This is a genomic window from Nocardioides sp. BP30 (assembly GCF_029873215.1).
GTDB lineage: Bacteria > Actinomycetota > Actinomycetes > Propionibacteriales > Nocardioidaceae > Nocardioides.
The window spans coordinates 1,458,436-1,481,903 of record NZ_CP123620.1 but is presented as its reverse complement, the minus strand read 5'-3'; the positions used below and the strand labels follow the sequence as shown (position 1 = coordinate 1,481,903).

26 protein-coding genes and 2 tRNA genes are annotated in these 23,468 nt (G+C 70.5%); 3 read left to right on the top strand and 25 right to left on the bottom strand.

Features of this window, described 5'->3' with window-relative positions:
* Nucleotides 1-125: 125 nt before the first annotated feature.
* Nucleotides 126-2,762 (top strand): valine--tRNA ligase, encoded by a 2,637-nt coding sequence (valS, locus tag P5P86_RS06970; RefSeq protein WP_280610589.1) that lies wholly within the window; start codon nucleotides 126-128, stop codon nucleotides 2,760-2,762.
* 84 nt (nucleotides 2,763-2,846) lie between these two features.
* Here valS and P5P86_RS06965 read toward each other — a convergent pair whose 3' ends face one another.
* The 18 genes from P5P86_RS06965 to murI all read right to left on the bottom strand — a co-directional run bounded on the left by P5P86_RS06965 (nucleotide 2,847) and on the right by murI (nucleotide 17,785).
* Nucleotides 2,847-3,638, bottom strand: coding sequence for a hypothetical protein (locus tag P5P86_RS06965; RefSeq protein WP_280610588.1), 792 nt, complete (start codon nucleotides 3,636-3,638; stop codon nucleotides 2,847-2,849).
* A gap of 122 nt (nucleotides 3,639-3,760) precedes the next feature.
* A complete protein-coding gene (gene clpX / locus P5P86_RS06960) occupies nucleotides 3,761-5,050 on the bottom strand; it encodes an ATP-dependent Clp protease ATP-binding subunit ClpX (protein ID WP_280610587.1) in 1,290 nt (429 codons plus the stop codon).
* 166 nt (nucleotides 5,051-5,216) lie between these two features.
* Nucleotides 5,217-5,828: an ATP-dependent Clp protease proteolytic subunit gene (locus P5P86_RS06955; protein ID WP_280610586.1), complete on the bottom strand. Its 612-nt coding sequence runs from the start codon at nucleotides 5,826-5,828 to the stop codon at nucleotides 5,217-5,219.
* Nucleotides 5,829-5,830: 2 nt separating this feature from the next.
* Nucleotides 5,831-6,493 (bottom strand): ATP-dependent Clp protease proteolytic subunit, encoded by a 663-nt coding sequence (locus tag P5P86_RS06950; RefSeq protein WP_446724923.1) that lies wholly within the window; start codon nucleotides 6,491-6,493, stop codon nucleotides 5,831-5,833.
* A 67-nt stretch (nucleotides 6,494-6,560) separates the two neighbouring features.
* Nucleotides 6,561-7,499, bottom strand: coding sequence for a hypothetical protein (locus P5P86_RS06945; protein WP_280610585.1), 939 nt, complete (start codon nucleotides 7,497-7,499; stop codon nucleotides 6,561-6,563).
* Between the two features lie 90 nt (nucleotides 7,500-7,589).
* A complete protein-coding gene (gene tig, locus P5P86_RS06940) occupies nucleotides 7,590-8,999 on the bottom strand; it encodes a trigger factor (RefSeq protein WP_280610584.1) in 1,410 nt (469 codons plus the stop codon).
* 36 nt (nucleotides 9,000-9,035) lie between these two features.
* Nucleotides 9,036-9,108, bottom strand: a tRNA-Pro gene (locus P5P86_RS06935).
* 39 nt (nucleotides 9,109-9,147) lie between these two features.
* Nucleotides 9,148-9,218: transfer RNA gene (locus P5P86_RS06930), tRNA-Gly, on the bottom strand.
* Nucleotides 9,219-9,315: 97 nt separating this feature from the next.
* Nucleotides 9,316-10,419: a PP2C family protein-serine/threonine phosphatase gene (locus P5P86_RS06925; protein ID WP_280610583.1), complete on the bottom strand. Its 1,104-nt coding sequence runs from the start codon at nucleotides 10,417-10,419 to the stop codon at nucleotides 9,316-9,318.
* 31 nt (nucleotides 10,420-10,450) lie between these two features.
* The gene (locus P5P86_RS06920; protein WP_280610582.1) at nucleotides 10,451-11,302 is read right to left on the bottom strand and encodes an Fpg/Nei family DNA glycosylase; all 852 of its coding nucleotides are present in this window, start codon (nucleotides 11,300-11,302) and stop codon (nucleotides 10,451-10,453) included.
* 16 nt (nucleotides 11,303-11,318) lie between these two features.
* The gene (locus P5P86_RS06915; protein WP_280610581.1) at nucleotides 11,319-11,837 is read right to left on the bottom strand and encodes a ribose-5-phosphate isomerase; all 519 of its coding nucleotides are present in this window, start codon (nucleotides 11,835-11,837) and stop codon (nucleotides 11,319-11,321) included.
* 40 nt (nucleotides 11,838-11,877) lie between these two features.
* Nucleotides 11,878-12,741, bottom strand: coding sequence for an alpha/beta hydrolase (locus tag P5P86_RS06910; RefSeq protein ID WP_280610580.1), 864 nt, complete (start codon nucleotides 12,739-12,741; stop codon nucleotides 11,878-11,880).
* A gap of 43 nt (nucleotides 12,742-12,784) precedes the next feature.
* Complete coding sequence (gene rdgB / locus P5P86_RS06905) at nucleotides 12,785-13,396, bottom strand: RdgB/HAM1 family non-canonical purine NTP pyrophosphatase (protein ID WP_280610579.1); 612 nt, start codon at nucleotides 13,394-13,396, stop codon at nucleotides 12,785-12,787.
* Nucleotides 13,393-14,106: a ribonuclease PH gene (rph, locus tag P5P86_RS06900; protein WP_280610578.1), complete on the bottom strand. Its 714-nt coding sequence runs from the start codon at nucleotides 14,104-14,106 to the stop codon at nucleotides 13,393-13,395. Before rph ends, rdgB begins: the two co-directional genes overlap by 4 nt.
* 126 nt (nucleotides 14,107-14,232) lie before the next feature.
* A complete protein-coding gene (locus P5P86_RS06895; protein WP_280610576.1) occupies nucleotides 14,233-15,042 on the bottom strand; it encodes an ABC transporter permease in 810 nt (269 codons plus the stop codon).
* Nucleotides 15,039-15,941, bottom strand: coding sequence for an ABC transporter ATP-binding protein (locus tag P5P86_RS06890; RefSeq protein WP_280610575.1), 903 nt, complete (start codon nucleotides 15,939-15,941; stop codon nucleotides 15,039-15,041). Before P5P86_RS06890 ends, P5P86_RS06895 begins: the two co-directional genes overlap by 4 nt.
* A 102-nt stretch (nucleotides 15,942-16,043) precedes the next feature.
* The gene (locus P5P86_RS06885; RefSeq protein WP_280610574.1) at nucleotides 16,044-16,817 is read right to left on the bottom strand and encodes an MBL fold metallo-hydrolase; all 774 of its coding nucleotides are present in this window, start codon (nucleotides 16,815-16,817) and stop codon (nucleotides 16,044-16,046) included.
* Between the two features lie 143 nt (nucleotides 16,818-16,960).
* On the bottom strand, nucleotides 16,961-17,785 hold the full coding sequence (gene murI, locus P5P86_RS06880) for a glutamate racemase (RefSeq protein WP_280610573.1): 825 nt from the start codon (nucleotides 17,783-17,785) through the stop codon (nucleotides 16,961-16,963).
* A gap of 67 nt (nucleotides 17,786-17,852) precedes the next feature.
* Between murI and P5P86_RS06875 the strand changes: the two genes are divergently transcribed.
* Entirely contained in the window at nucleotides 17,853-18,602 is a 750-nt protein-coding gene (locus P5P86_RS06875; RefSeq protein ID WP_280610572.1) for an alpha/beta fold hydrolase, read from the top strand.
* Here the strand turns inward: P5P86_RS06875 and P5P86_RS06870 are convergent.
* Together P5P86_RS06870 and P5P86_RS06865 are read right to left on the bottom strand one after the other, a co-directional pair.
* A complete protein-coding gene (locus tag P5P86_RS06870) occupies nucleotides 18,595-18,954 on the bottom strand; it encodes a nuclear transport factor 2 family protein (RefSeq protein ID WP_280610571.1) in 360 nt (119 codons plus the stop codon). The genes P5P86_RS06875 and P5P86_RS06870 overlap by 8 nt on opposite strands.
* A gap of 71 nt (nucleotides 18,955-19,025) precedes the next feature.
* Nucleotides 19,026-19,775, bottom strand: coding sequence for an SDR family oxidoreductase (locus tag P5P86_RS06865; RefSeq protein WP_280610570.1), 750 nt, complete (start codon nucleotides 19,773-19,775; stop codon nucleotides 19,026-19,028).
* Nucleotides 19,776-19,927: 152 nt separating this feature from the next.
* Between P5P86_RS06865 and P5P86_RS06860 the strand changes: the two genes are divergently transcribed.
* Nucleotides 19,928-20,527, top strand: coding sequence for a TetR/AcrR family transcriptional regulator (locus P5P86_RS06860; protein ID WP_280610569.1), 600 nt, complete (start codon nucleotides 19,928-19,930; stop codon nucleotides 20,525-20,527).
* A 136-nt stretch (nucleotides 20,528-20,663) separates the two neighbouring features.
* Here P5P86_RS06860 and P5P86_RS06855 read toward each other — a convergent pair whose 3' ends face one another.
* The 5 genes from P5P86_RS06855 to clpS form a co-directional block, all read right to left on the bottom strand.
* The gene (locus P5P86_RS06855) at nucleotides 20,664-21,635 is read right to left on the bottom strand and encodes a PLP-dependent cysteine synthase family protein (protein ID WP_280610568.1); all 972 of its coding nucleotides are present in this window, start codon (nucleotides 21,633-21,635) and stop codon (nucleotides 20,664-20,666) included.
* A gap of 4 nt (nucleotides 21,636-21,639) precedes the next feature.
* Nucleotides 21,640-21,918 carry a MoaD family protein gene (locus P5P86_RS06850; protein WP_280610567.1) on the bottom strand — a complete coding sequence of 93 codons (279 nt, stop codon included), beginning with the start codon at nucleotides 21,916-21,918 and terminating at the stop codon, nucleotides 21,640-21,642.
* An 82-nt stretch (nucleotides 21,919-22,000) separates the two neighbouring features.
* The gene (locus P5P86_RS06845; protein WP_280610565.1) at nucleotides 22,001-22,429 is read right to left on the bottom strand and encodes a M67 family metallopeptidase; all 429 of its coding nucleotides are present in this window, start codon (nucleotides 22,427-22,429) and stop codon (nucleotides 22,001-22,003) included.
* 82 nt (nucleotides 22,430-22,511) lie between these two features.
* A complete protein-coding gene (locus P5P86_RS06840) occupies nucleotides 22,512-23,102 on the bottom strand; it encodes a DUF2017 domain-containing protein (protein WP_280610564.1) in 591 nt (196 codons plus the stop codon).
* 19 nt (nucleotides 23,103-23,121) lie between these two features.
* Nucleotides 23,122-23,415: an ATP-dependent Clp protease adapter ClpS gene (gene clpS / locus P5P86_RS06835; RefSeq protein WP_280610563.1), complete on the bottom strand. Its 294-nt coding sequence runs from the start codon at nucleotides 23,413-23,415 to the stop codon at nucleotides 23,122-23,124.
* Between the last annotated feature and the right edge of the window lie 53 nt (nucleotides 23,416-23,468).

The window sequence follows — 23,468 nt, the reverse complement described above, 5'->3', positions numbered from 1 at the left end:
GAGGGCTTCGATCTCGCTCGGATCGAGCCGGTGAGCTGCCACGTCCATGGTCGATCGTTCCCCGCTTGCGTCCGCGCGATCAACCCGTTTCGCCCCTATCCGGCGCGCGACCCTAGGATTTCCTCATGACCGAGCCACAGAGCAGCCACAGCCCCGCTACGACGACGCAGCCGGCCGCGCCCGTCGTCGTACCGGAGAAGCCGGCGCTCGAGGGGCTGGAGGCCAAGTGGTCGCAGCAGTGGAAGGCCGACGACACCTACGCCTTCGACCGCACCCAGCCGCGGGAGAACGTCTACTCCATCGACACTCCCCCGCCGACGGTCTCCGGCTCGCTGCACGTCGGCCACGTCTTCAGCTACACCCACGCCGACCTGATCGCCCGCTTCCAGCGGATGCGCGGCAAGTCTGTCTTCTACCCGATCGGCTGGGACGACAACGGCCTGCCGACCGAGCGGCGGGTGCAGAACTACTTCGGCGTCCGCTGCGACCCGTCGCTGCCCTACGACCCGGACTTCACCCCGCCGGAGAAGCCTGACCCGAAGAGGCAGATCTCGATCAGCCGGCCCAACTTCATCGAGCTGTGCGCGCAGCTGGTCGTCGAGGACGAGAAGGTCTTCGAGTCGCTGTGGCGCACCCTCGGCATGTCCTACGACTGGTCGCTGCAGTACACCACCATCGGCAAGGACGCCACCGCTGTCAGCCAGCGGGCGTTCCTGCGCAACCTCGCTCGGGGCGAGGCCTACCTCCAGGAGGCGCCCACGCTGTGGGACGTCACCTTCCAGACCGCTGTCGCCCAGGCCGAGCTGGAGGCGCGCGAGTACCCCGGCGCCTACCACCGGGTTCGCTTCCACGGCGCGGGTGGGCGCGGCGACGCCGCATCGGCCTCGCAGGACGTCTTCATCGAGACGACCCGTCCGGAGCTGATCCCCTCGGTGGTAGCGCTGATCGCCCACCCCGACGACGAGCGCTACCAGCCCCTCTTCGGTACGACGGTCTCCTCGCCGATCTTCGGCGTCGAGATCCCGGTGCTGGCCCATCCCGCCGCGGAGCCCGACAAGGGCGCCGGCATCGCCATGTGCTGCACCTTCGGCGACCTCACCGACGTCCAGTGGTGGCGCGAGCTCGCCCTGCCGGTCCGCACCGTGATCGGTCGCGACGGCCGCTTCACCACCGAGACCCCCGCCTGGCTGACCGATGCCACGTTCTACGGCGAGCTGGCCGGCAAGACCGCCCACTCGGCCCGCGAGGCGATCGTGGCCAAGCTCCGCGAGACCGGCGACCTCGACGGTGAGCCGAAGCCGACCCAGCGGATGGCGAACTTCTACGAGAAGGGCGACAAGCCGCTGGAGATCGTCGCCACCCGGCAGTGGTACATCACCAACGGCGGCCGGAACGCGGACCTGCGGGCATCGCTGCTGGCCGACGGGGAGGCCATCAGCTGGCTGCCCGAGCACATGAAGCATCGCTTCGACAACTGGGTGGGTGGGCTCAACGGCGACTGGCTGATCAGCCGGCAGCGCTACTTCGGCATCCCGTTCCCGGTCTGGTACGCCCTCGACGAGGAGGGCAACCCGGACTACGCGCATCCGATCGTGGCGGCCGAGGACCAGCTCCCGGTCGACCCCTCGACCGTCGCCCCGGCCGGTTACGCCGACGACCAGCGCGGCGTCCCGGGCGGCTTCATCGGCGACCCCGACGTGATGGACACGTGGGCGACGTCCTCGCTCACCCCCCACATCGCCGGCCGATGGGGCAGAGACGACGACCTGTTCGAGCGGGTCTTCCCGATGGACCTGTGCACCCAGGGCCACGACATCATCCGGACCTGGCTGTTCAGCCGGGTGGTCCGCTCCCACTTCGAGAACGGCCAGGTGCCGTGGTCCCACGCCATGCTGTCGGGCTGGATCCTGGACCCCGACCGCAAGAAGATGTCGAAGTCCAAGGGCAACGTCGTCGTCCCCACCGAGATCCTCGACAAGTTCGGCGCGGACGCGGTCCGCTGGCGGGCGGCGCTGTCGCGGCCGGGGCTGGACTCTCCGTTCGACGAGACCCAGATGAAGGTCGGCCGCCGGCTCGCGATGAAGGTGCTCAACGCCTCCAAGTTCGTGCTGGGCAACGTCGGGGCCACGGCGCTGGACACCTTCGCCGTCTCCGAGCCGATCGACTGCGCGCTCCTAGGTCGGCTCGCGGGCGTGGTCACCAGGGCCACCGAGGCCTTCGACTCCTACGACTACACCAGCGCCCTGGAGACGGCGGAGAAGTTCTTCTGGGAGTTCTGCGACGACTACGTGGAGCTGGTCAAGGAGCGGGCGTACGGCGACGCGGACGACCCGGCGACCGTCTCGGCGCAGGCCACCCTGGCGATCGCCCTGCACACCCAGCTGCGGCTGCTCGCGCCGTTCCTGCCCTATGTGACCGAGGAGGTCTGGTCGTGGTGGCAGCAGGGCTCCATCCACCGCGCGGCCTGGCCGACCGAGCTCGACCTGGGCGCGGCGGCCGCTGCCGATGACGCCGCACTGGACGCCGTGGCGGCTGCGCTGTCGGGCATCCGCGGCGTGAAGTCGACCGCGAAGGTCAAGATGCGCGCCCCCCTGGCCCGTACCGAGATCAGCGGCCCGGAGAAGCTGGTCCGCGGCGCCGAGCTCGCCCAGGACGATCTGCGTCGTACCGGGAACATCGTGGGCGACCTCGTCTTCACCGTGGACCCGCAGGCCTCCGAGCTGAGCGTGAGCGCGGAGCTGGCGCCGGCCGAGGAGGAGTGAGCCCGCCGGCCATCGGGCCGGCCAGGACGCGATGACGGCGGTCCGCCCCTCGGGGTGGGCCGCCGTCGACGTAGGTGGGGTGGATCAGTGCCGGCCGTGGTGCCGGCCGGAGTCGCCGCCGCGGGTGGCGCCCGCGTGATCGCCCCGGCTGCTTCCCCAGCCGTTGCCGTGCGAGCCGTTGCCGTGCGAGCTCGAGGGCGAGGTGCTCTTCGGGCCGTGGCCGTGCTGCTTCCCAGCTCCCCGGGTCGGGCCCGTGGCGGAGGTCTTCGGGGGGATCGTCAGGGTGGTCTTCGAGGCCACTGTCTGGGAGGAACGGACCGTCGGGTGACTCTCGGAGGACGCCGTGTGGGTGTGCCCGCGAGAACCGTGCGAGCCGCGGTGGCCGGTCCAGCCGTGCTGCCCGTCGTGGCTGCGGCCACCGCCACTCGAAGGCCAGCCGGAGGTGGGCGCCACCGGCGCTACCGGCGTCGTCGGGGTCGTGGGGCTCGTGGGGGTCGTCGTCGAGGTCACCGGATCGGTGGTCACCGTCGTCACCGTCGCGGTCGTGGCGTGGTCGCTGGTCTTGTCCTCGGCCCTGCCGTGGTGACCATGGCGCTGGGCACCGGCCCCGGTGGAGGCCGGCTCGGCCGGGTGGCCCGCCCGCTCGACGACCGACCGCGAGGTGGCTGCGGTGCTCGTCGGGGCACTCGGCCTCGTCGGCTCGGGGGTCGGCTCGTGGTGGACCTGGATCAGCTCGAGACCACCGACGACCGGAGCCGCGAAGGTGTGCCACGCGTCGCGTGCGTAGCTGCGCATGCTGTTCGTTGCCACCACGACGACACAGGCGATGGCCACGACCAGGAAGGCCGCCAGAGGCGCCTTGTGATTCGAGCTCACGCTCGCCCCTTCCCTGCCCGGACCAGGTCGTTGCTTCGGGGCACCAGTCTTCCTGATCGGAGCGGCCGGATGGGCACCGTCCGGCCAAAATGGCCCGAAGTGACTACGCCGTCCGGGCCGGGTCAGGCCGACTTCTTCTTCTTGACCTCGGCATTGGTGATCAGGGTCGGCGCGGCCTCACCGAGGACGACGTCGGCGGTCACGATGACCTTGGCGACGTCCCCGCGCGAGGGCACGTCGTACATCGCGTGCAGCAGGATCTCCTCGATGATCGCGCGCAGACCGCGGGCGCCGGTCTGACGCTCGAGCGCCTTGTCGGCGATCGCCTGGATGGCGTCGTCCTGGAACTCCAGCTCGACCCCGTCGAGCTCGAAGAGCTTCTGGTACTGCTTGATCAGGGCGTTGCGCGGCTCGGTGAGGATCTGCACCAGGGCCTCCTGGTCGAGCTTGGTCACGCTGGCGATCAACGGCAGCCGGCCGATGAACTCGGGGATCAGGCCGAACTTGGTCAGGTCCTCGGGACGGACCAGCTTGAGCAGATCCTCGGCGTCCTTCTCGGCCTTGCTGTGCACCTCGGCGGTGAAGCCCAGCGTCTTCTTGCCCACCCGCTGCTCGATGATGTGCTCGAGCCCGGCGAACGCGCCGCCCACCACGAACAGGATGTTCGTCGTGTCGATCTGGATGAACTCCTGGTGCGGGTGCTTGCGACCGCCCTGCGGCGGGACCGAGGCGGTGGTGCCCTCGATGATCTTCAGCAGCGCCTGCTGGACGCCCTCACCGGAGACGTCGCGGGTGATCGAGGGGTTCTCGGCCTTGCGGGCGACCTTGTCGATCTCGTCGATGTAGATGATCCCGGTCTCGGCCTTCTTGACGTCGTAGTCGGCGGCCTGGATCAGCTTGAGCAGGATGTTCTCGACGTCCTCGCCGACATAGCCGGCCTCGGTCAGCGCCGTCGCGTCCGCGATCGCGAACGGGACGTTCAGCATGCGGGCGAGGGTCTGGGCCAGGTAGGTCTTGCCGCAACCGGTCGGGCCGATCACCAAGATGTTGGACTTGGCCACCTCGACCACGTCCTCCTTGTGCTTGCCCGGACCGTTGGCGCCGCCTGGCTGCAGGCCCGCCTGGACGCGCTTGTAGTGGTTGTAGACCGCTACGGCGAGCGCCTTCTTGGCCTGCTCCTGACCGATCACGTAGGAGTTGAGGAACTCGAAGATCTCGCGAGGCTTGGGCAGCTCCTCGATGCTGACGTCGCTGCCCTCGGAGAGCTCCTCCTCGATGATCTCGTTGCACAGGTCGATGCACTCGTCGCAGATGTAGACGCCCGGCCCGGCGATGAGCTTCTTCACCTGCTTCTGGCTCTTGCCACAGAACGAGCACTTGAGCAGGTCGCCACCGTCACCGATGCGTGCCATGGACGATCATCCTCCGGATTGCCTTGATCGTTGAACGGATGCTGCTGGTTGCCGAGACGGGAGGGCACTCAACCCTCAGACGGTACCCCGCGCCGAACCTCCTGTGCTGGATCCGGCGGTACGGCGCGGGGCGCGTCGTGCTGTGCGTGCGCTGCTGCTGGGACGCTCAGGCCAGGGCGGGGACGGGCGCCTTCAGCGAGCCCAGGACCTGGTCCACGATGCCGTACTCGACGGCCTGCTGTGCGGTGAGGATCTTGTCGCGCTCGATGTCGCGGCTGACCTCCTCGATCGACTTGCCGCTGTGATCGGCGATCATCTTCTCCAGCAGCTCGCGCATCCGCAGGATCTCGTTGGCCTGGATCTCGATGTCCGAGGTCTGGCCGAACGTGCCCTCGGTGTAGGGCTGGTGGATCAGGATGCGGCTGTTGGGCAGCGCCATCCGCTTGCCCCGGGTGCCGGCCGCGAGCAGGATCGCCGCCGCGGAGGCGGCCTGACCCATGCAGACGGTCTGGACGTCGGGCTTGATGAACTGGATGGTGTCGTAGATCGCGGTGAGCGCGGTGAACGAGCCGCCCGGCGAGTTGATGTAGATGCTGATGTCCTGGTCGGGGTTCATCGACTGCAGGCACAGCAGCTGGGCGATCACGGCGTTGGCGACGTCATCGCTGATCGGCGTGCCGAGGTAGATGATGCGCTCCTCGAACAGCTTGGCGTAGGGGTCGATGCGGCGGAAGCCGTACGACGTCCGCTCCTCCCACTGGGGGATGTAGTAGTTCATGCTCAGTCCTTCTTGTGGGCGGGTCGGCCCTCGTCCGAGGCTTCCTTGGCGCTGGCGATCACCTTGTCGACGAGGCCGTACTCCAGGGCCTCCTGCGCGGTGAACCAGCGGTCGCGGTCGGCGTCGGTGATGACCTGCTCGAGCGGCTGACCGGTGTGCTGGGAGATCAGGTCGAGCAGCACCTTCTTGATGTGCAGCGACTGCTGCGCCTGGATCTTGATGTCGGAGGCCGAGCCACCCATGCCAGAGGAGGGCTGGTGCATCATGATCCGGGCGTGGGGCAGTGCGTAGCGCTTGCCCGGCGCGCCGGCGCAGAGCAGGAACTGGCCCATCGAGGCGGCCAGGCCCATGCCCACGGTCGCGACGTCGTTGGGGATGTAGTTCATGGTGTCGTAGATCGCCATGCCCGCGTCCACCGAGCCGCCCGGGCTGTTGATGTGCAGGAAGATGTCGGCCTCAGGATCCTCGGCCGACAGCAGCAGCAGCTGGGCGCAGATCGCGTTGGCGTTCTGGTCGCGGACCTCGGAGCCGAGGAACACGATCCGCTCCTTGAGCAGACGGCTGTAGATGTTGTCGTCGAGGAAGTTGAGCCCGGCGCCGCCGTTCATGGTCGGCGCGTCGTACCCCTGGGGTGCGCTGGAGTTCAGGTTCACGTGGCCGACCATAGCCCCCGGAGGAGACAGAACCACGGGAACCCCGGCCCTGTTCGCCGACAGCAGATTTCACAGCCGCTCACGCCAGCCAGCGCAGCAGGACCTCGTGCACGTCGGCCCGGTTGCTCAGCGGTGCACCGGCAGGAAGCTCGAACGACTCGGCCGTGGGGAACAGGTCGACGACGAGCCGCGGACGCCCCGGACGGCGGTGGCGCCACCACAGCACCCGGCCGACGGCCTCGCCGACCGGACGGGCGCCGATCACCCGTTCGCCCAGGAGCAGGTGATCGGCGGCGACAGCCGGTCGCAGGCCGAGGAAGGCGCTGTCAGCGGCCACGATGCCGGCGAGCTGCTCGTCGAGTCGTCGACCGAGGTCGGAGGCCAGCCGGCTCGGCTCGACCGCGTAGCGCGGCACCCCGAGTCCGACGACCTCGCTGACCAGGGCCGTCCACGGTGGGTCAGCGCTCAGGCGCACCGCGCAGGCGGCCCTGACGACCAGGCCTCCTCCGCCGGCGGTCAGCACAGCGATCCGTGTCGGCGGCACGGGCCAGGCGTCCACCAGGCGCTGGACCAGCGCTGCCAGCTCCAGCCCGGCCTCGGTCGCCGAGCCGCTGTCGCGACCCGCGTCGACCCGGGTGAGGACCGGCGTCCAGCCGAGCAGCGCCCCGAGCCGCTCGGCGTAGGTCGCGCCCGTCTGCTCACGACCGGGCAGCCAGTGCCGCTCGTCGCCACCGAGATCGGGGACCAGGACGAGCAGCCGGTCCGTCGCGGCGCCGCCGGCGGCGGCCAGCGCGGCGAGCTCCTCGGGCGCCACGTCCCGACCGGCCCGCCGCAGGGCGACCGGCGGGCGCTGCACCGGCCGGCTCGCGCGCGCCAGCGGCGCGGTGGCGATCGCGAGCGGCACCCGCACGGGGGCGGTCAGCGCGGCGATCGGTCGGCGGGCCTGCCGAGCAGCCCGCCGGGTGCGCCGCAGCAGGCCGCCGAGAGGGGTACGGCGCAGCGCCGCTGTCGGACCCACCCGGACACCCTAGAGGTCCACCGACAGCGATGGCCGCCGCGTCCACACCACCCGGGTGCGGACGCGACGGCCATGCGAGCGCATGCGGCCTCAGGCCTCGGTGGGCTCCTCGGTGGGCTCATCGGTGGCCTCGGCCTCCGCGGAGGCCTCGGACTCCTCGCCCTCCGCGGCGAAGGTGCCGTCCGGCAGCAGACCCTTGAGCACTACCTCGTGACCCGAGGCGTCGGTGACCTTGGCGGACTCGACGATCTCGGCCAGCGCCTTGCCCCGGACGATCTCCGCGGCGTACTCGCTGATGTGGTGCGGGTGCTCCTGCAGGTGGGCGAAGGCCTCCTGCGGGTCCTGGCCCGACTGCTGGGCCCGGCGGATGACGTGCTGGGTCAGCTCGTTCTGGTCGACGCCGTACTCGTTCTTGGCGGCGATCTCGTCGAGGAGCATCTGCGCGGCGATCGAGTCGCGGACGCGGCGCTCGAGGTCGGCCTCGAACTCCTCCTGCGTCTGGCCCTCGTCCTCGAGGTACTTCTCCAGGGTCAGACCGGCGAAGACGAGCTGCTGCTCGAACTGCTCGCGGCGGTTGTTGAGCTCGTCGGTGACCAGACCCTCGGGCAGCGGGATCTCGACCTGCTCGAGCAGCGCCTCGAGGACGGCGTCGCGGGCGGCGGCGGCCTGCTCGAGGCGCTTGCCGCGAGCGAGCCGCTCGCGGACGTCGGCCTTGAGCTCCTCGACGGTGTCGAACTCGCTGGCGAGCTGGGCGAACTCGTCGTCGACCTCGGGCAGCTCCTGCTCCTGCACCTGGGTGACCTTGACGACGACGTCGACCTCCTGGCCGATCAGGTCGCCGCCCACGAGCTGGCTGGTGAAGGCCTTCTCCTCGCCGGCGGACAGGCCGGTGACGGCCTCGTCGAGACCGTCGAGCATGCCCCCGCGGCCCACCTGGTAGCTCATCCCGCTGACCTCGGCGCCCTCGACGGCGTTGCCGTCCTGGGTGGCCTTGAGGTCGATCACGACGAAGTCGTTCTCCCCCGCGGCGCGCTCGACGTCCTTGAGGGTGCCGAAGCGCTCACGCAGCGCCTCGACCTGCTCCTCGACGTCCTCGTCGCTGACCTCGACGTCGTCGACCTGGGCCTGGATGCCGTCGTAGTCCGGCAGCACGATCTCCGGCTTGACGTCCACCTCGGCGGTGAACTCCAGCGGACCGTTGTCCTCGAACTTGGTGACCTCGATCTCCGGCTGGGCCAGCGGGGTCAGCTCGTTCTCCTGCAGCGCCTCGGAGTACTTCTGCGGGAGAACGTCGTTGAGCGCCTGGTCGAGCACGGCACCGCGGCCGACCTGGCGGTCGATCACCTGCGGCGGGACCTTGCCGCGGCGGAAGCCGGGCACGTTGACCTGCTGGGCGATCTGCTTGTATGCCTTGTCGAGGCTCGGCTTGAGCTCCTCGAAGGGCACCTCGACGGTGAGCTTGGCCCGGGTCGGGCTCAAGGTCTCGACGGCGCTCTTCACAGGCTTTCTCCTCTTGTTGATCCGGTGATGAAGCAGTCGGGGCGACAGGACTCGAACCTGCGGTCTCCTGCTCCCAAAGCAGGCGCGCTAGCCACTACGCTACGCCCCGCGAAATGGCCCTCGTCCCGCAGAGGAGAGCGCCGTTCCGAGCGGATGACGGGAATCGAACCCGCGTAGCCAGTTTGGAAGACTGGGGCTCTACCATTGAGCTACATCCGCGTGCCACCGCGCCGACGGCCTTCCGCCTGCGAGCAACCCGCACATGGTGCCACACCGGCACCGGCGCCACCCAACCGGTCCCTGCCACCGTCGCCGCTCAGTCGCGACCGCGGGTGACCACGACCATCGCTCGATCGTCGTCCTTGGACCCGAGGGCGGCGACCAGCTTCTGGGCCGCTCCGTGGAAGTCACCGCGCAGCAGCTGCTCGGCCTCCCCCAGCAGGCGGTCGATGCCGAGGTCGATGTCGCGTCGGGGCTCCTCCACCATGCCGTCGGTGTAGAGCATGATCGCGTCGCCCGGCCGCAGCGTCCCGGTGGCCACCACGAACTCGGCGTGCTCGATCAGTCCCAGCACCGGGCCCTCGCTGGCGAGCACCTTCCACCTGCCGTCCCCCGCCGTACGCCGAACGGCCGGCGGGTGGCCCGCCGTACGGATCTCGAACGCACCGGTGTCCAGCCGCAGCGAGAGGTGGACGGCGGTGGCGAAGCCCTCCTCCCAGTCCTGGCGCAGCAGGTAGTCGTTGGCAGCAGGCAGGAAGCCCGCGGGCGGCAGGGCGCTGAGCAGGCCGCCGAAGGAGCCGGAGAGGAGCAGCGCCCGGGTGCCTGCCTGCTCGCCCTTCCCCGACACGTCCACCACCACCACCTCGAGCCGCTCGGGGCTCGGTCGGTTGGCCACCACGAAGTCGCCAGCGAACAGGGTGCCGCCGGCCGAGGCGAGCGAGGTCTCCGCGTGCCAGCCCTCGGGGAGCTGCGGCATGCCGCCCTGGTTGAGGATCCGGTCGCGCAGGTCGACGAACATCGACTCACCGAGGAAGCCGGCCACGCCGAGCCGCGAGCGGCGGAACGACATCAGCAGCACCAGCAGGCCGAGCAGGAACTCCACACCGATCGAGACCTCGGTCAGCGTCGTGATCGGTCCGTGCCGCAGCAGCACCGCGACGACGAGGACCGTCATCACCAGGACGACGAACCACGGCAGCACCCGCGGCCCCAGGACCAGGCTGCCGACCAGCAGCGGGACCAGGAGCGAGTTGAGCGGTACGACGGTGGGCAGCAGCACGATCAGGCAGGTCAGCGCGAGCGCGAGCGCCGTCAGCAGCACCAGGGCACGCGCCTCGGGACCCGAGCGCCGTTGCTGGGCGCGCAGGGCGCTCAGCCGGCGCCGCCACGCCACTGGCGCGGTCGTGGCTCGGACACTCATCCTGGCTCGCCTCGGAGTCGGGGTCGGGGCTTCACTGTACGGCCGCTGTGCGTGGCCTGTACGGACGTTGGCATCCGGGGCACCAGAAGAGGTTGCGTCCCTGCAGCTCGGCGGTACGCACCGCCCTGCCGCAGACGTGACAGGGCTGGCCGGTACGCCGGTAGACGTAGACCTCGCCGCCGTGGTCGTCGACACGGGGCGCTCGTCCCATCGCCTCGGGCGTGTGCTCGGGCCGGACCGTGTCGATCCGGTTGTCGGCGACACCCTGGTGCATGAGCTCCACCAGGTCGGTCCACATCGCCCTCCACTGCCGGCGCTGCAGCGTGTTGCCCGGCCGCATCGGGTCGATCCGGTGCCGGAAGAGCAGCTCGGCGCGGTAGACGTTGCCGACGCCGGCGAGCACCTCCTGGTTCATCAGCAGCCCACCGATCGGCATCTTGCTGCGGCTGATGCGTGCCCAGGCGCGCTCGGACTGCGCCGGATCGCTGAGGGCGTCCTCGCGCAGCGGGTCGGGTCCGAGCCGCTCCAGGACCGCGTCGCGCTGGCCGGCCGTGATGAGGTCGCAGGTGGTGGCACCGCGCAGGTCGGCGTACGACTCGGGCCCCGCGATCCGCAGGCGCACCTGACCGACGGGCGCCGGGGCCTCGCCGCGCGCGATCAGGAACTTGCCGTAGAGGCCCAGGTGGACGTGGATGAACCGCTCGCCCGGGAAGGCGATGAACAGGTGCTTGCCCCACGCCTCGGCCCGCTCGAGGACCTGACCGTCGACCTGGGCGGCCGACTCCGCGAAGCGACCCTGCGGACTGCCGACGCGGACGGTCCGTCCACCGAAAGCGTGCGTGAGGTCGGCAGCGAGCCGATGGAGGGTGTGCCCCTCGGGCATGTCCCCGGTCCTCGCCTCAGTCCTGGTCCTCGGCCGGCCCGAGTCCTGCGGCCGAGTCCGGGAGCGCGGGGCGCTCCCCCGCCGCCTCGTAGCGCTCCAGCTGACCGATGCGCCGCACGTGCCGCTCGTCGTGGCTGAACGGCTCGGCGAGGAAGATCTCGACGAAGCGGGTCATGTCCTCGAGGCTGTGCATCCTGCCGCCGACAGCGACGACCTGGGCGTCGTTGTGGTCACGGGCGAGCTTGGCGGTCTCCTCCGACCAGGCCAGCGCGGCCCGGATGCCCCTGACCTTGTTGGCGGCCATCTGCTCGCCGTTGCCCGACCCGCCGATGACCACCCCCAGGCTGTCCAGTCCGGCCGCGCGCTCCCGCGCCACCGCCTCCGCCGCGCGGATGCAGAACACCGGGTAGTCGTCCAGCGCGTCGTAGACGAACGGTCCGTGGTCGACGACGTCGTACCCGAGCTCGGTCAGGCGCGAGGTCAGGTGGGCCTTGAGGTCGAGTCCGGCATGGTCGCAGCCGAGGTGAACGCGCATGGCGCCATCCTCTCAGACGCCGGTCCGGGGCGCGGACCGGTCAGGAGTAGGCCGCGAGGAACCCGGAGACCTGCCGCATCAGCCGGTCCGAGGCGGGGAGGGCGCCCCGCCAGAACCCGTGGACCTGGCCGAGGTAGCGCGTCGCCGTCACGTCGACACCGCGTGCGTCCAGTCGCCGGGCGAGCTCCTCGCCCTCGTCGCGCAGCGGGTCGTGCTCGGCGGTGACGACCAGGGTCGGTGGCAGCGTGCCGAGCCGATCGCTGAGCAGGGGCGCCAGGTCCGGATCGGTCAGGTCGGTGGGGTCGGCGGCGTACTGCTGCCAGTACCAGGCCGCCTCCTCGCGGTCGAACCCATCGGCCGCCGTGTCGTAGGAGTCGAAGCCCTGCGACGGGTCGAGGAAGGGATAGATCAGCGCGGCGGCCGTGAACCGCCCGGGGTGCCGCAGGGCGGCCACCAGGGCGAGGTTGCCACCGGCACTGTCCCCGTGGACGAACAGCGGGCCGGGCTGGTCCCGCCCCTCGAGCCAGGCCACGACGGCATCGACGTCCTGCACGGCGGAGGGGAACCGGTCCTCGGGCGGACGGCGGTAGTCCACGCTGAGCACGCTCAGCCCAGCGCGGTTGGCGAAGCGCCGCACCGCTGCGTCGTGCACGTCGATGTCGTGGAAGACGAACCCTCCGCCGTGGACGTGGACGACCAGGCCCGGGCGCGCATCGGCGGGTCGGTAGAGACGGCAGCGCACCCCGTTCGCGTCCACGTCCTCGACCGTCGCCACCACCTCGCGCGGCTCGGCCGCGGCCGCCTCCTGTGCGGCTGCCCGCTCGTCGGCGATGGAGATCTCGGAGAGCTTGGGCTGCTGGGCGTAGCCTGCGACGGCCTCGGCAGCGGCACGGTAGAGCGTCATGGCCGGATTGTGCCCCAGCACAGCGCGCGCCGCCCGAGGGTTCTCAGCCTGCGAGGACGGCGGCGATCTTTGGCCCGATCTCGCGCAGGGCGCGGCCGCGATGGGAGATCGCGTCCTTCTCCGCCACGCTCAGCTCGGCGCTCGTGCGTCCGTCGGGAGTCTCCTCGGCGACGAACAGGCCGTCGTAGCCGAAGCCGCCGGTCCCGCGGAGGTCGCGGATGACGCGGCCGTCCATCCGGCCCTCGACGACGAGCTCGCCGCCGTCGTACGCGAAGGCGATCACGCAGGAGAAGTGGGCCTGCCTGCGCTCGTCCGGCACGTCGCCCAGCTGATCGAGGAGCAGCTGGTTGTTCCGCTCGTCGCTCTTGGGCCTGCCACCCCAGCGCGCCGAGAGGACACCGGGCATGCCGTTGAGCGCGTCGACGCACAGTCCCGAGTCGTCGGCGACGCTGGGCAACCCGGTGGCGGCGAAGCCGGCTCGGGCCTTGATCAGGGCGTTGCCCTCGAAGGTGGGCGCGTCCTCGACCGGCTCCTCGAAGAAGTCCACGTCGTCGAGACCCAGCACCTGCACGCCGGGGACGAGCGCGGCCAGGATGCGCTCCATCTCCGCAATCTTCTTGGCGTTGCGGGAGGCGACGAAGAGCTGAGCGCTCATCGCGCCAGGGCCTCCTGCTGGAGCCGGGTCAGGTCGGCGCAACCCTTCTCCCCCAGGGCGAGCAGCGCGTCGAGCTCGGCGCGATCGAAGGCGGCGCCCTCGGCGGTGCCCTGCACCTCGACGAACTTCCCGGCCCCGGTCATGACGATGTTCATGTCGGTCTCGGCCCGGACGTCCTCCTCGTAGGGCAGGTCGAGCCGCGGGGTGCCGTCGATGATGCCCACGCTGATCGCCGCCACCGAACCCGTGAGCGCCTGCGGGACGCCGAGCTTGGCACAGGCGTCCGCGAGCGCGATGTAGGCGCCGGTGATCGACGCCGTGCGGGTGCCGCCGTCGGCCTGGAGGACGTCGCAGTCGATCTGGATGGTGTTCTCGCCCAGCTTCTCGTAGTCGATGACGGCGCGCAGCGAGCGCCCGATCAACCGGGAGATCTCGTGCGTGCGGCCGCCGATCCGGCCCTTGACCGACTCGCGGTCCGAGCGGGTGTTCGTGGACGCCGGGAGCATCGCGTACTCGGCGGTGACCCAGCCCAGCCCCGAGCCCTTGCGCCACCGCGGCACACCCTCGGAGGCCGAGGCAGCGCACAGCACCCTGGTCCGGCCGAACTCGATCAGCACCGCCCCGGCGGCGTGGTCGAGCCAGTTGCGGGTGATGGTGATGGGGCGCAGCTCGTCGTTGGCGCGGCCGTCGGCGCGGGTGAGGCTCGTCATGGTCCCGACCCTAACGGTCCGCGCCGACAGGGCCGCCCCCGGCGGTCGCGGTCGGCCGGGCCCCGACGACGACGGGCCGGCCAGTGCCGGGCCCCGTCGCGTGTCGTGTTCGGCGGTGTCAGGGGGCTACTTGACCTCGGCGCGCAGGATCCGACGCAGTCCCAGGGTGAGCGGGATGCCGAACCAGAGAGCGCAGGAGACGAGCAGCTTGCCCCACTCTGAGCCGCTCATGTTCCAGAAGCCGTCGTAGAGCGGGCTTTGGGCATCGCTGTAGTTGATCCACTCCTGGAAGGACTTGAACCAGCCCATCAAGGCGCTGCCGATGGCGAGGATGGTCGGTAGCGCGAACAGGTAGGCGAAGTAGATGACGATGGCCGCCGGGGTGTTGAGCAGGAGCGCGGCCAGCGCGAAGCCGAGCAGCATCGCAAGCGTCTGGGTGATCACGAAGCCGGTGATCCCCGCTCCTCCCGACCAGTCGAGATGGCCTGCGATCGCGCCGTAGAGCAGGTTGAAGACAGCACCAACCATGAGCGCGAAGGCGACGGTCAAGGCGGTCCAGAGTAGGCCGACCGTCATCTTGGCCTCGACGACGCGGCCGCGTCGCGGCTCGAGTGAGAACGTCACCATCGCCGTGCGCTGACTCCACTCGGAGGTGACCAGCATGATCCCGAGGACCGGCAGAAGCAGTTGGCTGATGAAGCCGGCCACCGTGGCGAAGGTGCCGAAGTCGACATCGCTCTCGTTGTTCACCGCCAGCACGATCGCGGCGATCAGCTCTGCGACGAAGACGATGGCACCGATCGAGAACAGCAGCCAGAAGCCGGAGCGGGTGTCCCAGGACTTGCGGAACTCGACCTGCAGCAGCCGGCTGAACGGAATGCCGCCGCCTGCGCTCTGCCGCGCCGGGGCTGCCTGGGTCTGGGGGACGGTGGTCATGCCAGTGCTCCTTCGCGCTGGGTGTCGGCGGTGAGCTGCAGGAACAGCTCCTCCAGACCGCCGTCGCCGGAGCGCAGGTCGGTCAGGACGATGTGGTGCTCGACGGCGGTGCGGCCGACCTCGACCGGCTCGGCGGCCACGCGCAGCCCGTCGCCGGCGGGTACGACGCCGATTCCCTTGGCGGCCAGCGCCCGGGAGAGCGCCTCGTTGTCCAGCGAGGTGACCAGCGCCTCGACCTTGCCGTTGTGTGCCAGCAGCGACTGCCGGTCACCCTGAGCGACGATCTTGCCCTTGCCGATGAGGATCATCTCGTCGGCGATGAGCTCCACCTCGTGCAGCAGGTGGCTGGAGAGCAGCACGGTGCCGCCCCGGTCGGCGTACGACTTGAGCAGACCGCGCATCCACCGTATGCCTGCGGGGTCCAAGCCGTTGGCCGGCTCGTCCAGGATGAGCACCTCGGGATCGCCCAGCAACGCATGCGCGATGCCCAGCCGCTGCCGCATGCCGAGCGAGTAGTTGCGGATGCGGCGCTTGGCCTCACTCGGGCTGAGCGAGACCAGGTGCAGCATCTCGTCGACGCGGCTGGCGGGCAGACCCATCGCCATCGCGCCCAGGCTCAGCACCTCGCGGCCGGTGCGGCCATCGTGCTGGGCGGACGCATCCAGCAGCACCCCGACCGTGCGCCCGGGGTTCGGCAGGTCGTGGTAGTGCACCCCCTTGACGGTGGCGCTGCCCCTGGTCGGCGGGGTCAGGCCGACGATGATGCGCATGGTGGTGGACTTGCCGGCACCGTTGGGCCCGAGGAAGCCGGTGACCCGGCCCGGCTGACACTCGAAGCTGACGTCGTCGACGGCGGTGTAGCTCCCATAGGTCCGGGTCAGACCCTCTACCTTGATCATGGGGTCCACCCTGCCCTGTCCGAGCGCCGGATGCATCCGGGAAACCCCTGATCGGGCCAGGACAGATGTCACGGCCGACCCCACCTCGGCGTGGAGGGTGCCTCAGGCTCCCGCACCCAGGACGTACGTCGCGCCCGCCCGAGCGAGCTCCGCGGGGCCGTCGAAGACGGGTACGGCCTCGGCCAGGATCTTCTCCGCGTCATGCCACGGCGGGACGTGCGTGATGACGAGTCGCTTGGCTCCCGCCCGCTGCGCGGCCTCGCCGGCCTCCCGCCCGGTGAGGTGCAGGCTGGGCGGGTTGTCGTCCTCCTCCCGGAAGGACGCCTCGCACAGGAACAGGTCGGCGCCCTCGGCAAGCTCGACCAGTACGTCGGTAGGCCCGGTGTCGCCGCTGTAGGCCAACGTCGCGCCATCCGCGGTGATCCGCATGCCGTACGCGGGCATGCCGAGGTGGTCGACGGCCCGCGGCTCGATCGTGAAGGGGCCGATGTTGAAGGCGTCCCGGTAGCGGTGGAACGCGAACTCCTCGCGCATCCCGGGCTTGCGGGGCAAGTCGAAGGCGTGCGCCAGGCGGCGCGCGGAGCCCTTCGGACCGTGGATGGGGATCACCGGCTGCGAGCCGGTGGGGTGGTACTTGCGCAGCACGTAATAGCTGGTGATGTCGATGCAGTGGTCGGCGTGCAGGTGACTGAGCAGGATCGCGTCCAGCTGCAGGGGGTCGATGTAGCGGTGCAGCGCGCCCAGAGCGCCGTTGCCGAGGTCCAGGAGGAGGTTCCAGGTGCGGCCCTCGGCGTCGTCGGCCTGGACCAGGTAGCAGCTGGCGGGCGAGTCCGGGCCCGGGTAGGAGCCGCTGCACCCGACGATCGACAGCTTCACGAGACTCCTCCGCACATGAGAGGCAAGGCTAGGCCTTCACCGGACGCTTGGCAGCACGCCTTGACCGAGGTCACACGTGACGACCGCCTCCCCCGACCCTAGAGCAGGGGTCGAGCTCGCGGGTCGCGTCGGCGGCGGGGCCTTTAGGCGAGCCCACCCACGAACTGGCGCGCATTCGCCAGCTCCGGTCCGAGGAAGCGCCGCCCGATCGTCTCGAACTGCTCGGGCGCACCGGTGGTGAGGAACGTGTACGCCGGCTCGCCGCCAGCCCGCATGAGGTCGCGTCGGGCCAGCATCCGGTAGACGTCCTTGGCCGACTCCTCCGCGCTGCTCACCAGCGTGACGTTGTCCCCCATCACATACGAGATGACCCCCGTCAGCAGCGGGTAGTGCGTGCACCCCAGGATCAAGGTGTCGATGCCGGCGCTGGTGAGCGGGTCGAGGTACTCGTGGGCGGCCCGCAGCAGGTCCTCGCCCGAGGTGATGCCCTGCTCGACCAGCGGCACGAACCGCGGGCACGCCTGGGTGGTCAGGGTGACGTGCGGCGCTGCCGCGAAGGCGTCGTCGTACGCCATCGACTCGGCGGTGGCCTCGGTGCAGATCACGCCGATCCGACCGGTCCGGCTGGCGGCGACGGCGCGGCGGGTCGCGGGCAGGATCACCTCGACGACCGGCACGTCGTAGCGCTCCCGGGCGTCACGCAGCATCGCCGCACTCGCCGAGTTGCAGGCGATGACCAGGGCCTTGACACCCTGTTCGACGAGGTGGTCGAGGCACTCCAGGGCATACTCGCGGACCTCTGCGATCGGCTTCTCGCCGTACGGCGCCCGCGCGGTGTCGCCGACGTACAGGATGGACTCGTGCGGCAACTGGTCGATCACCGACCGCGCCACGGTGAGGCCACCGAAGCCCGAGTCGAAGATGCCGATCGGGGCATCGGGGTCGAGGGAGGGGATCAGGCCGCGCACAAGGCACCAGGCTAACGCTGGCACGATGGGGCGCGACCGCACGCCCGGTGTGGGCCGAGGAGGATCTGTGCCGTACCTGAGGCTGCGCGGCGTGGAGAGCTACCACGAGGTGGCCGGCGACGGGCCGCCCGTCGTGCTGCTGCACGGTGGCGGTTGCTCCCTGGAGGAGCTGCGCCCGCTGGCGGAGTCGCTGGGCGGTGCCTACCGCGTGCACGCCGCCGAGCGGCCGGGGCACGGTCGCACGCCCGACCGCGAGGGGCCCTACTCCTATGCCGAGGCCGTCGCCGACACGCTGGCCTACCTGGACGCGCTCGGCCTCGCCGACGCCCACCTGGTCGGGTTCAGCGACGGCGCGATCATCGGGCTGCTGCTGGCCCGCGACCACCCCGGCCGGGTCCGGTCGCTGGTCCCGATCGCGGCGAACCTCGATCCCGGCGGCTTGCGGACCGACGGCTCCGAGCGGGCGATGCCGACGGGCCTCGCGCACGAGATCGAGGTGCGCAACGCCGCGCTCTCGCCCGGGGGCGCGGAGCTCGTCGCCCGCGTGGAGGGGAAGCTGCACGCGCTGTGGGAGGTCGAGCCCCGCATCCCGGCGACCTCCCTGGCGACGATCACCGCGCCCACCCTGGTGATGGCCGGCCAGCACGATCTCGTCGCCCTGGAGCACACCGCGCTGATCGCCCGCTCGGTCCCGGGCGCCGAGCTCTGCATCGTGCCCGGGACCGGCCACCTGCTGGTGGTCGAGCGGCCCGCGTTCGTGTCCTACGTCGTGCGCGGGTTCCTCGACACCGTCTGCGCAGGCTCGCCGATCAGCTGAGGAGCAGCGTCTCGAGGGCGCTGATCCGGCCGGCGGCGATGGTGGCGATGTCCAGGCCGCGGACCACGGGCGCGCCGCCCGGCGGCCCGAACCGCCAGGCGAGCGCGGCCCTGGAGCCGTCACCGTAGATCGGGCCGTCCTCGGCGAAGGTGAACTCCGGCGGCACCCTGTCGAGCAGCGCCCGAGCGCGCTCGACGACGGCCTCGCGGCCCGTGATGGGGCCGTCCTCGTCGGCGAAGGTGACGTCCTCGGCGTAGGTGCTCTCGGCGGCCGAGGTCCGTCGCACGGCGTCACGCTCTCCGAAGACCAGGTGCAGGTTGGCGCGCATCAGCGCGGCGACACTCTCGTCCATCGGCGCTCCTTCTGTCTCGATCTCTGTCTCGATGTCTGCCCGGAGACGGTCCGCGGACCGTCCGGAGTCTGTCAGACCTGGCTGGCGCCGCCGTCGACGTACAACTCGGTGCCGGTGAGGTAGGAGCTGGCGTCGGAGGCGAGGAACAGCACCGGGTCGGCGACCTCGTCGGTGGTGCCCAGCCGTCCCATCGGCACCCCGCTGGCCAGGCCCTCGAACAGCTGCTCGGCAGCGCCGGCATCCGGTGCCAGGCCGCTGAGACCGGGCGTCCCGATCGGACCGGGAGCGATGCTGTTGACCCGGATCCCCCGGCCGGTGAGCTCGGCGGCCCAGCTCCTGGTGAAGGAGCGCAGCGCTGCCTTGGAGGCGGCGTACACGCTGAACGCCGGCACGCCCTTGACGTCGATGTTGGAGCTGGTGATCACGATCGCCGCCCCGGCGTTGAGCAGCGGAAGCGCCTTCTGCACGGTGAAGATCGTGCCGCCCACGTTGGCGTTGAAGGTGTCGGCGTAGTGCTGCCAGGTGATGTCCTCGATCGCGGCGAACTCCCCGCCGCCGGCGTTGGCGAAGACCACGTCCAGTCCGCGCCCCGCCTTCTCGATGGCGGCGACCACGCGATCCAGATCGGCCAGGTCGGCGACGTCGCCGCGCACGCCGGTGGCGGCCGGACCGATCTCGGCCACCGCCTGGTCGAGGGCCTCCTGGCGTCGACCGGTCACGAAGACCCGTGCGCCCTCCGCGGCGAACCGCCGCGCCGCCGCCAGACCGATGCCCGACGTGCCACCGGTGACCAGGACCGTCTTGTTCTCGAAGCGTGCCATGACCTTCTCCTCCTGTGATGGGCGCCCGCTCGGTAGCGGGCCGCCTTTTTGTATCGTGCGGTACATAAGTCAGCACGAGCCGTCTTCATTCCCAGGAGCGAGATAAATTTGTACCGTTCGATCCAGAACGGTGAAGGAGCGTGACGAACGGCATGTCCACGACCCGCGGGAGGCCCCGGGCCTTCGACGTCGACGAGGCGCTCGATCGGGCGGTCGAGGTGTTCTGGCGGCTCGGGTACGAGGGCGCCTCCCTCACAGCACTGACCGAGGCCATGGGCATCAACCGTCCGAGTCTCTACGCCGCGTTCGGCGACAAGGAGGCGCTCTTCCAGCGCGCGGTGAGCAGGTACGCCGAGGTCGACATGGCCTACGCGCGCGAGGCGCTCGACCAGCCGACGGCGTACGAGGTGGTCGCGTCCTTCCTGCACGCGAACGTCGACGCGCTCACGCAGCCGGACCGCCCCTCGGGCTGCCTGTCGGTGCAGGGAGCGCTGGCCACCGGCTCCGATGGCGGACGCGTCGCAGCATTCCTGGCCTCCAGCCGCCTCGCCGGCGAGCGCGGGCTGGCCGAGCGGCTGGCGCGGGCGGTGGCCGACGGCGACCTCCCGGCCGAGACCGACCCGGAGGCGATGGCCCGGTTCGTGATGGCGCTCAGCGAGGGTCATGCGGTCCACGCCGCGGCCGGCGTCGACCGCGCCAGCCTGCACGCGTCGGTCGACGTGGCGCTGCGCGCGATCCCGCAGCACGCCTGACACCCGCCGAGGCCGCCAGACACCCGCCGAGGAGTCACCTGTTGCGGGTCGAGAGGTCAGTTTCGGCGGACCGACCTCGTCCCGAGAGACAGAAACCGACGCCTCGACCCACCACAGGTGACGTCTCGGCGAGCGGTCAGGCCCAGAGCTGGCCCTCGAGGCCTTCCTCGGCCTCGTCGATGGTGCCCTCGTAGGCGCCGGTCGAGAGGTACTTCCAGCCGCCGTCGGCGACGACGAAGGCGATGTCGGCACGCTCGCCGGCCTTCACGCACTTCGCGGCCTGGCCCAGGGCGGCGTGCAGGATGGCGCCGGTGGAGATGCCGGCGAAGATGCCCTCGAACTCGAGCAGCTCGCGCACCCGCCGGACCGCGTCGCGCGGGCCGACCGAGAAGCGGGAGTCGATCAGCGAGGCGTCGTACAGCTCGGGCACGAAGCCCTCGTCGAGGTTGCGCAGGCCGTAGACGAGCTCGCCGTAGCGCGGCTCGGCGGCGATGATGCGCACGTCCGGCTTGGCGCCGCGGAAGAAGCGGGACACGCCCATCAGCGTCCCGGTGGTGCCCAGGCCCGCGACGAAGTGCGTGATCGAGGGCAGGTCGGCCAACAGCTCGGGGCCGGTGCCCTCCTGGTGGGCGAGCGCGTTGGCGGCGTTGCCGTACTGGTAGAGCATCACCCAGTCGGGGTGCTCGGCGGCGAGCCGCTTGGCCACCCGGACCGCTTCGTTGGAGCCGCCGGCCGCCGGCGAGGAGACGATCTCGGCGCCCCACATCCGGAGCAGCTGACGCCGCTCCTCGGAGGTGTTCTCCGGCATCACGCACACGATCCGGTAGCCCTTGAGCTTGGCCGCCATGGCGAGTGAGATCCCGGTGTTCCCGGAGGTCGGCTCGAGGATGGTGCAGCCGGGACGCAGGGTGCCGTCCTTCTCCGCCTCCTCGATCATCTTCAGGGCCGGGCGGTCCTTGATCGAGCCGGTGGGGTTGCGGTCCTCCAGCTTGGCCCACAGCCGCACCTCGGCGCCGCCCGGGCCACCGCCGACCATCTCCGACAGCCTGGGCAGCCCGATCAGCGGCGTACCGCCGACCGAGCTGATCAGGTTGTCGTAGCGAACCATGACCTCAGCGCGCCCCGCCCGCGACGGCCGGCAGGATGACGACCGCGTCGCCGTCCTTCAGCTCCGCCTCGAGGCCACCGATGAAGCGCACGTCCTCGTCGTTGACGTAGACGTTCACGAACCGGCGCAGGTCACCGCCGTCGATGAGGCGGTCCTTGATGCCGGTGTGGTTGGACTCGAGGTCGTCGATGAGCGCGCTCAGCGTGGTGCCCTGGGCCGAGACGGCCTTCTCGCCACCGGTGTAGGTGCGCAGGATGGTCGGGATCTTGACCTCGATGGCCATGTCTTCTCCTTGTTTCTTGGCCGGCTTCACAGCCGAAGGCTCGATGCGTGCTGCTGGTAGGACGTGCGTCAGGCGGGTGCGGTCAGGACAGCGCCGGCACGACGGTGACCTCTTCCTCGGTCACCTCGCCCTCGACGATCCGATAGGAACGAAACTCGACGGGGCCCGGGTTATTCCCGTGCTCGCGGGTGCTGACCAGCACATAGTGGGCGTTCGGCTCGCTGGCCAGGCCGATGTCGGTGCGGCTGGGATAGGCCTCGGTCGCGGTGTGGGAGTGGTAGACCACCACCGGCTCCTCGTCGCGCGCGTCCATCTCCTTGTAGAGCTGGAGCAGGTCGGTGGAGTCGAACTCGTAGAACGTCGGGCTGCCGGCCGCGTTGACCATCTCGACCAACCGCTCCGCACGGTCGCTGCCCTCCGGGCCGGCGACGATGCCACAGGCCTCGTCGGGGTGGTCCCGCTTGGCGTGGGCGACGATGGCGTCGTACGTCGCCTGGTCGATGGTCAGCACGGTCGCCAGCCTAGTTCCGCGCTGCGGGCGGGCGTGCATCGCCCACGTCGTGGACGATGGCGGCCGCGGCCCTCGGCGCACGTTATGCGGCCTTGACCAGGGACTCGACGAGCGTCTCCTGGAGGTAGCCCAGCCACTGGTAGATGCCGTAGACCTGGCCGCGCGGATCGTCGTCGGAGAGCTGGTCCCAGTAGTCCTCGTCACCCTCCGCGACGTCGAGTCGGGTGGCGAGCGCGAGGCGCAGGTCGGTGAAGGTGCGCACCCACACCTCCGCCTCGGCGGCGTCGAGCTCGACGTCGATCATCAAGCCGTCCTCGAGCAGCTCCGGCGGCAGGCCGGCCTCCTCCAGCGCGTCCACGATCGCGCTCGCGCCGGCCGCCTTGCTCTCCCGCAGGCTGCCCTCGGTGAAGCGACGGAACTCCCCGGCTGCCTCGACGTCGTCGGGGTAGGCGGTCGGGAACAGCCGGGCCAGGACCGGATCCTCGGGCTCGGTGGTCGGGCCGGAGAAGTCGAGCAGCGCCTCCAGCGGGTCGCCGCCCTCCTGGGGAAGCGAGGCCTCGTCGTGCAGCAGCTCGATCAGCTGGGAGGACAGCGACCGCAGCAGGTCGGCCTCGAACCCGGAGAACGTGGCGGCGATCAGCCTGCCGCGGCGGTGGTAGGCGAAGCCGCTCATCGGCGCGCACCCCGGAGCGTCATCCCTGCTTCTCCAGGGTCGCCCACAGGCCGTAGCCGTGCATCGCCTGCACGTCGCGCTCCATCTCCTCGCGACTTCCGGTGCTCACCGCGGACCTGCCGTCCTCGTGCACCTCCATCATCAGCTTCTCAGCCTTCTTCTTCTCGTAGCCGAAGTACTTCTGGAAGACGTAGGTGACGTAGGACATCAGATTGACCGGGTCGTTCCAGACGATGGTCACCCACGGTGTCGCCGGGGTGGTCAGGTCGTCGGTGATCGGTTCGTCGAGTTCCACAGGGCTCGGCGCGGACATGGATCCCATCGTGCCACGATGGCGCGGTGACCTCGACACGGCTCTCCGCCAGC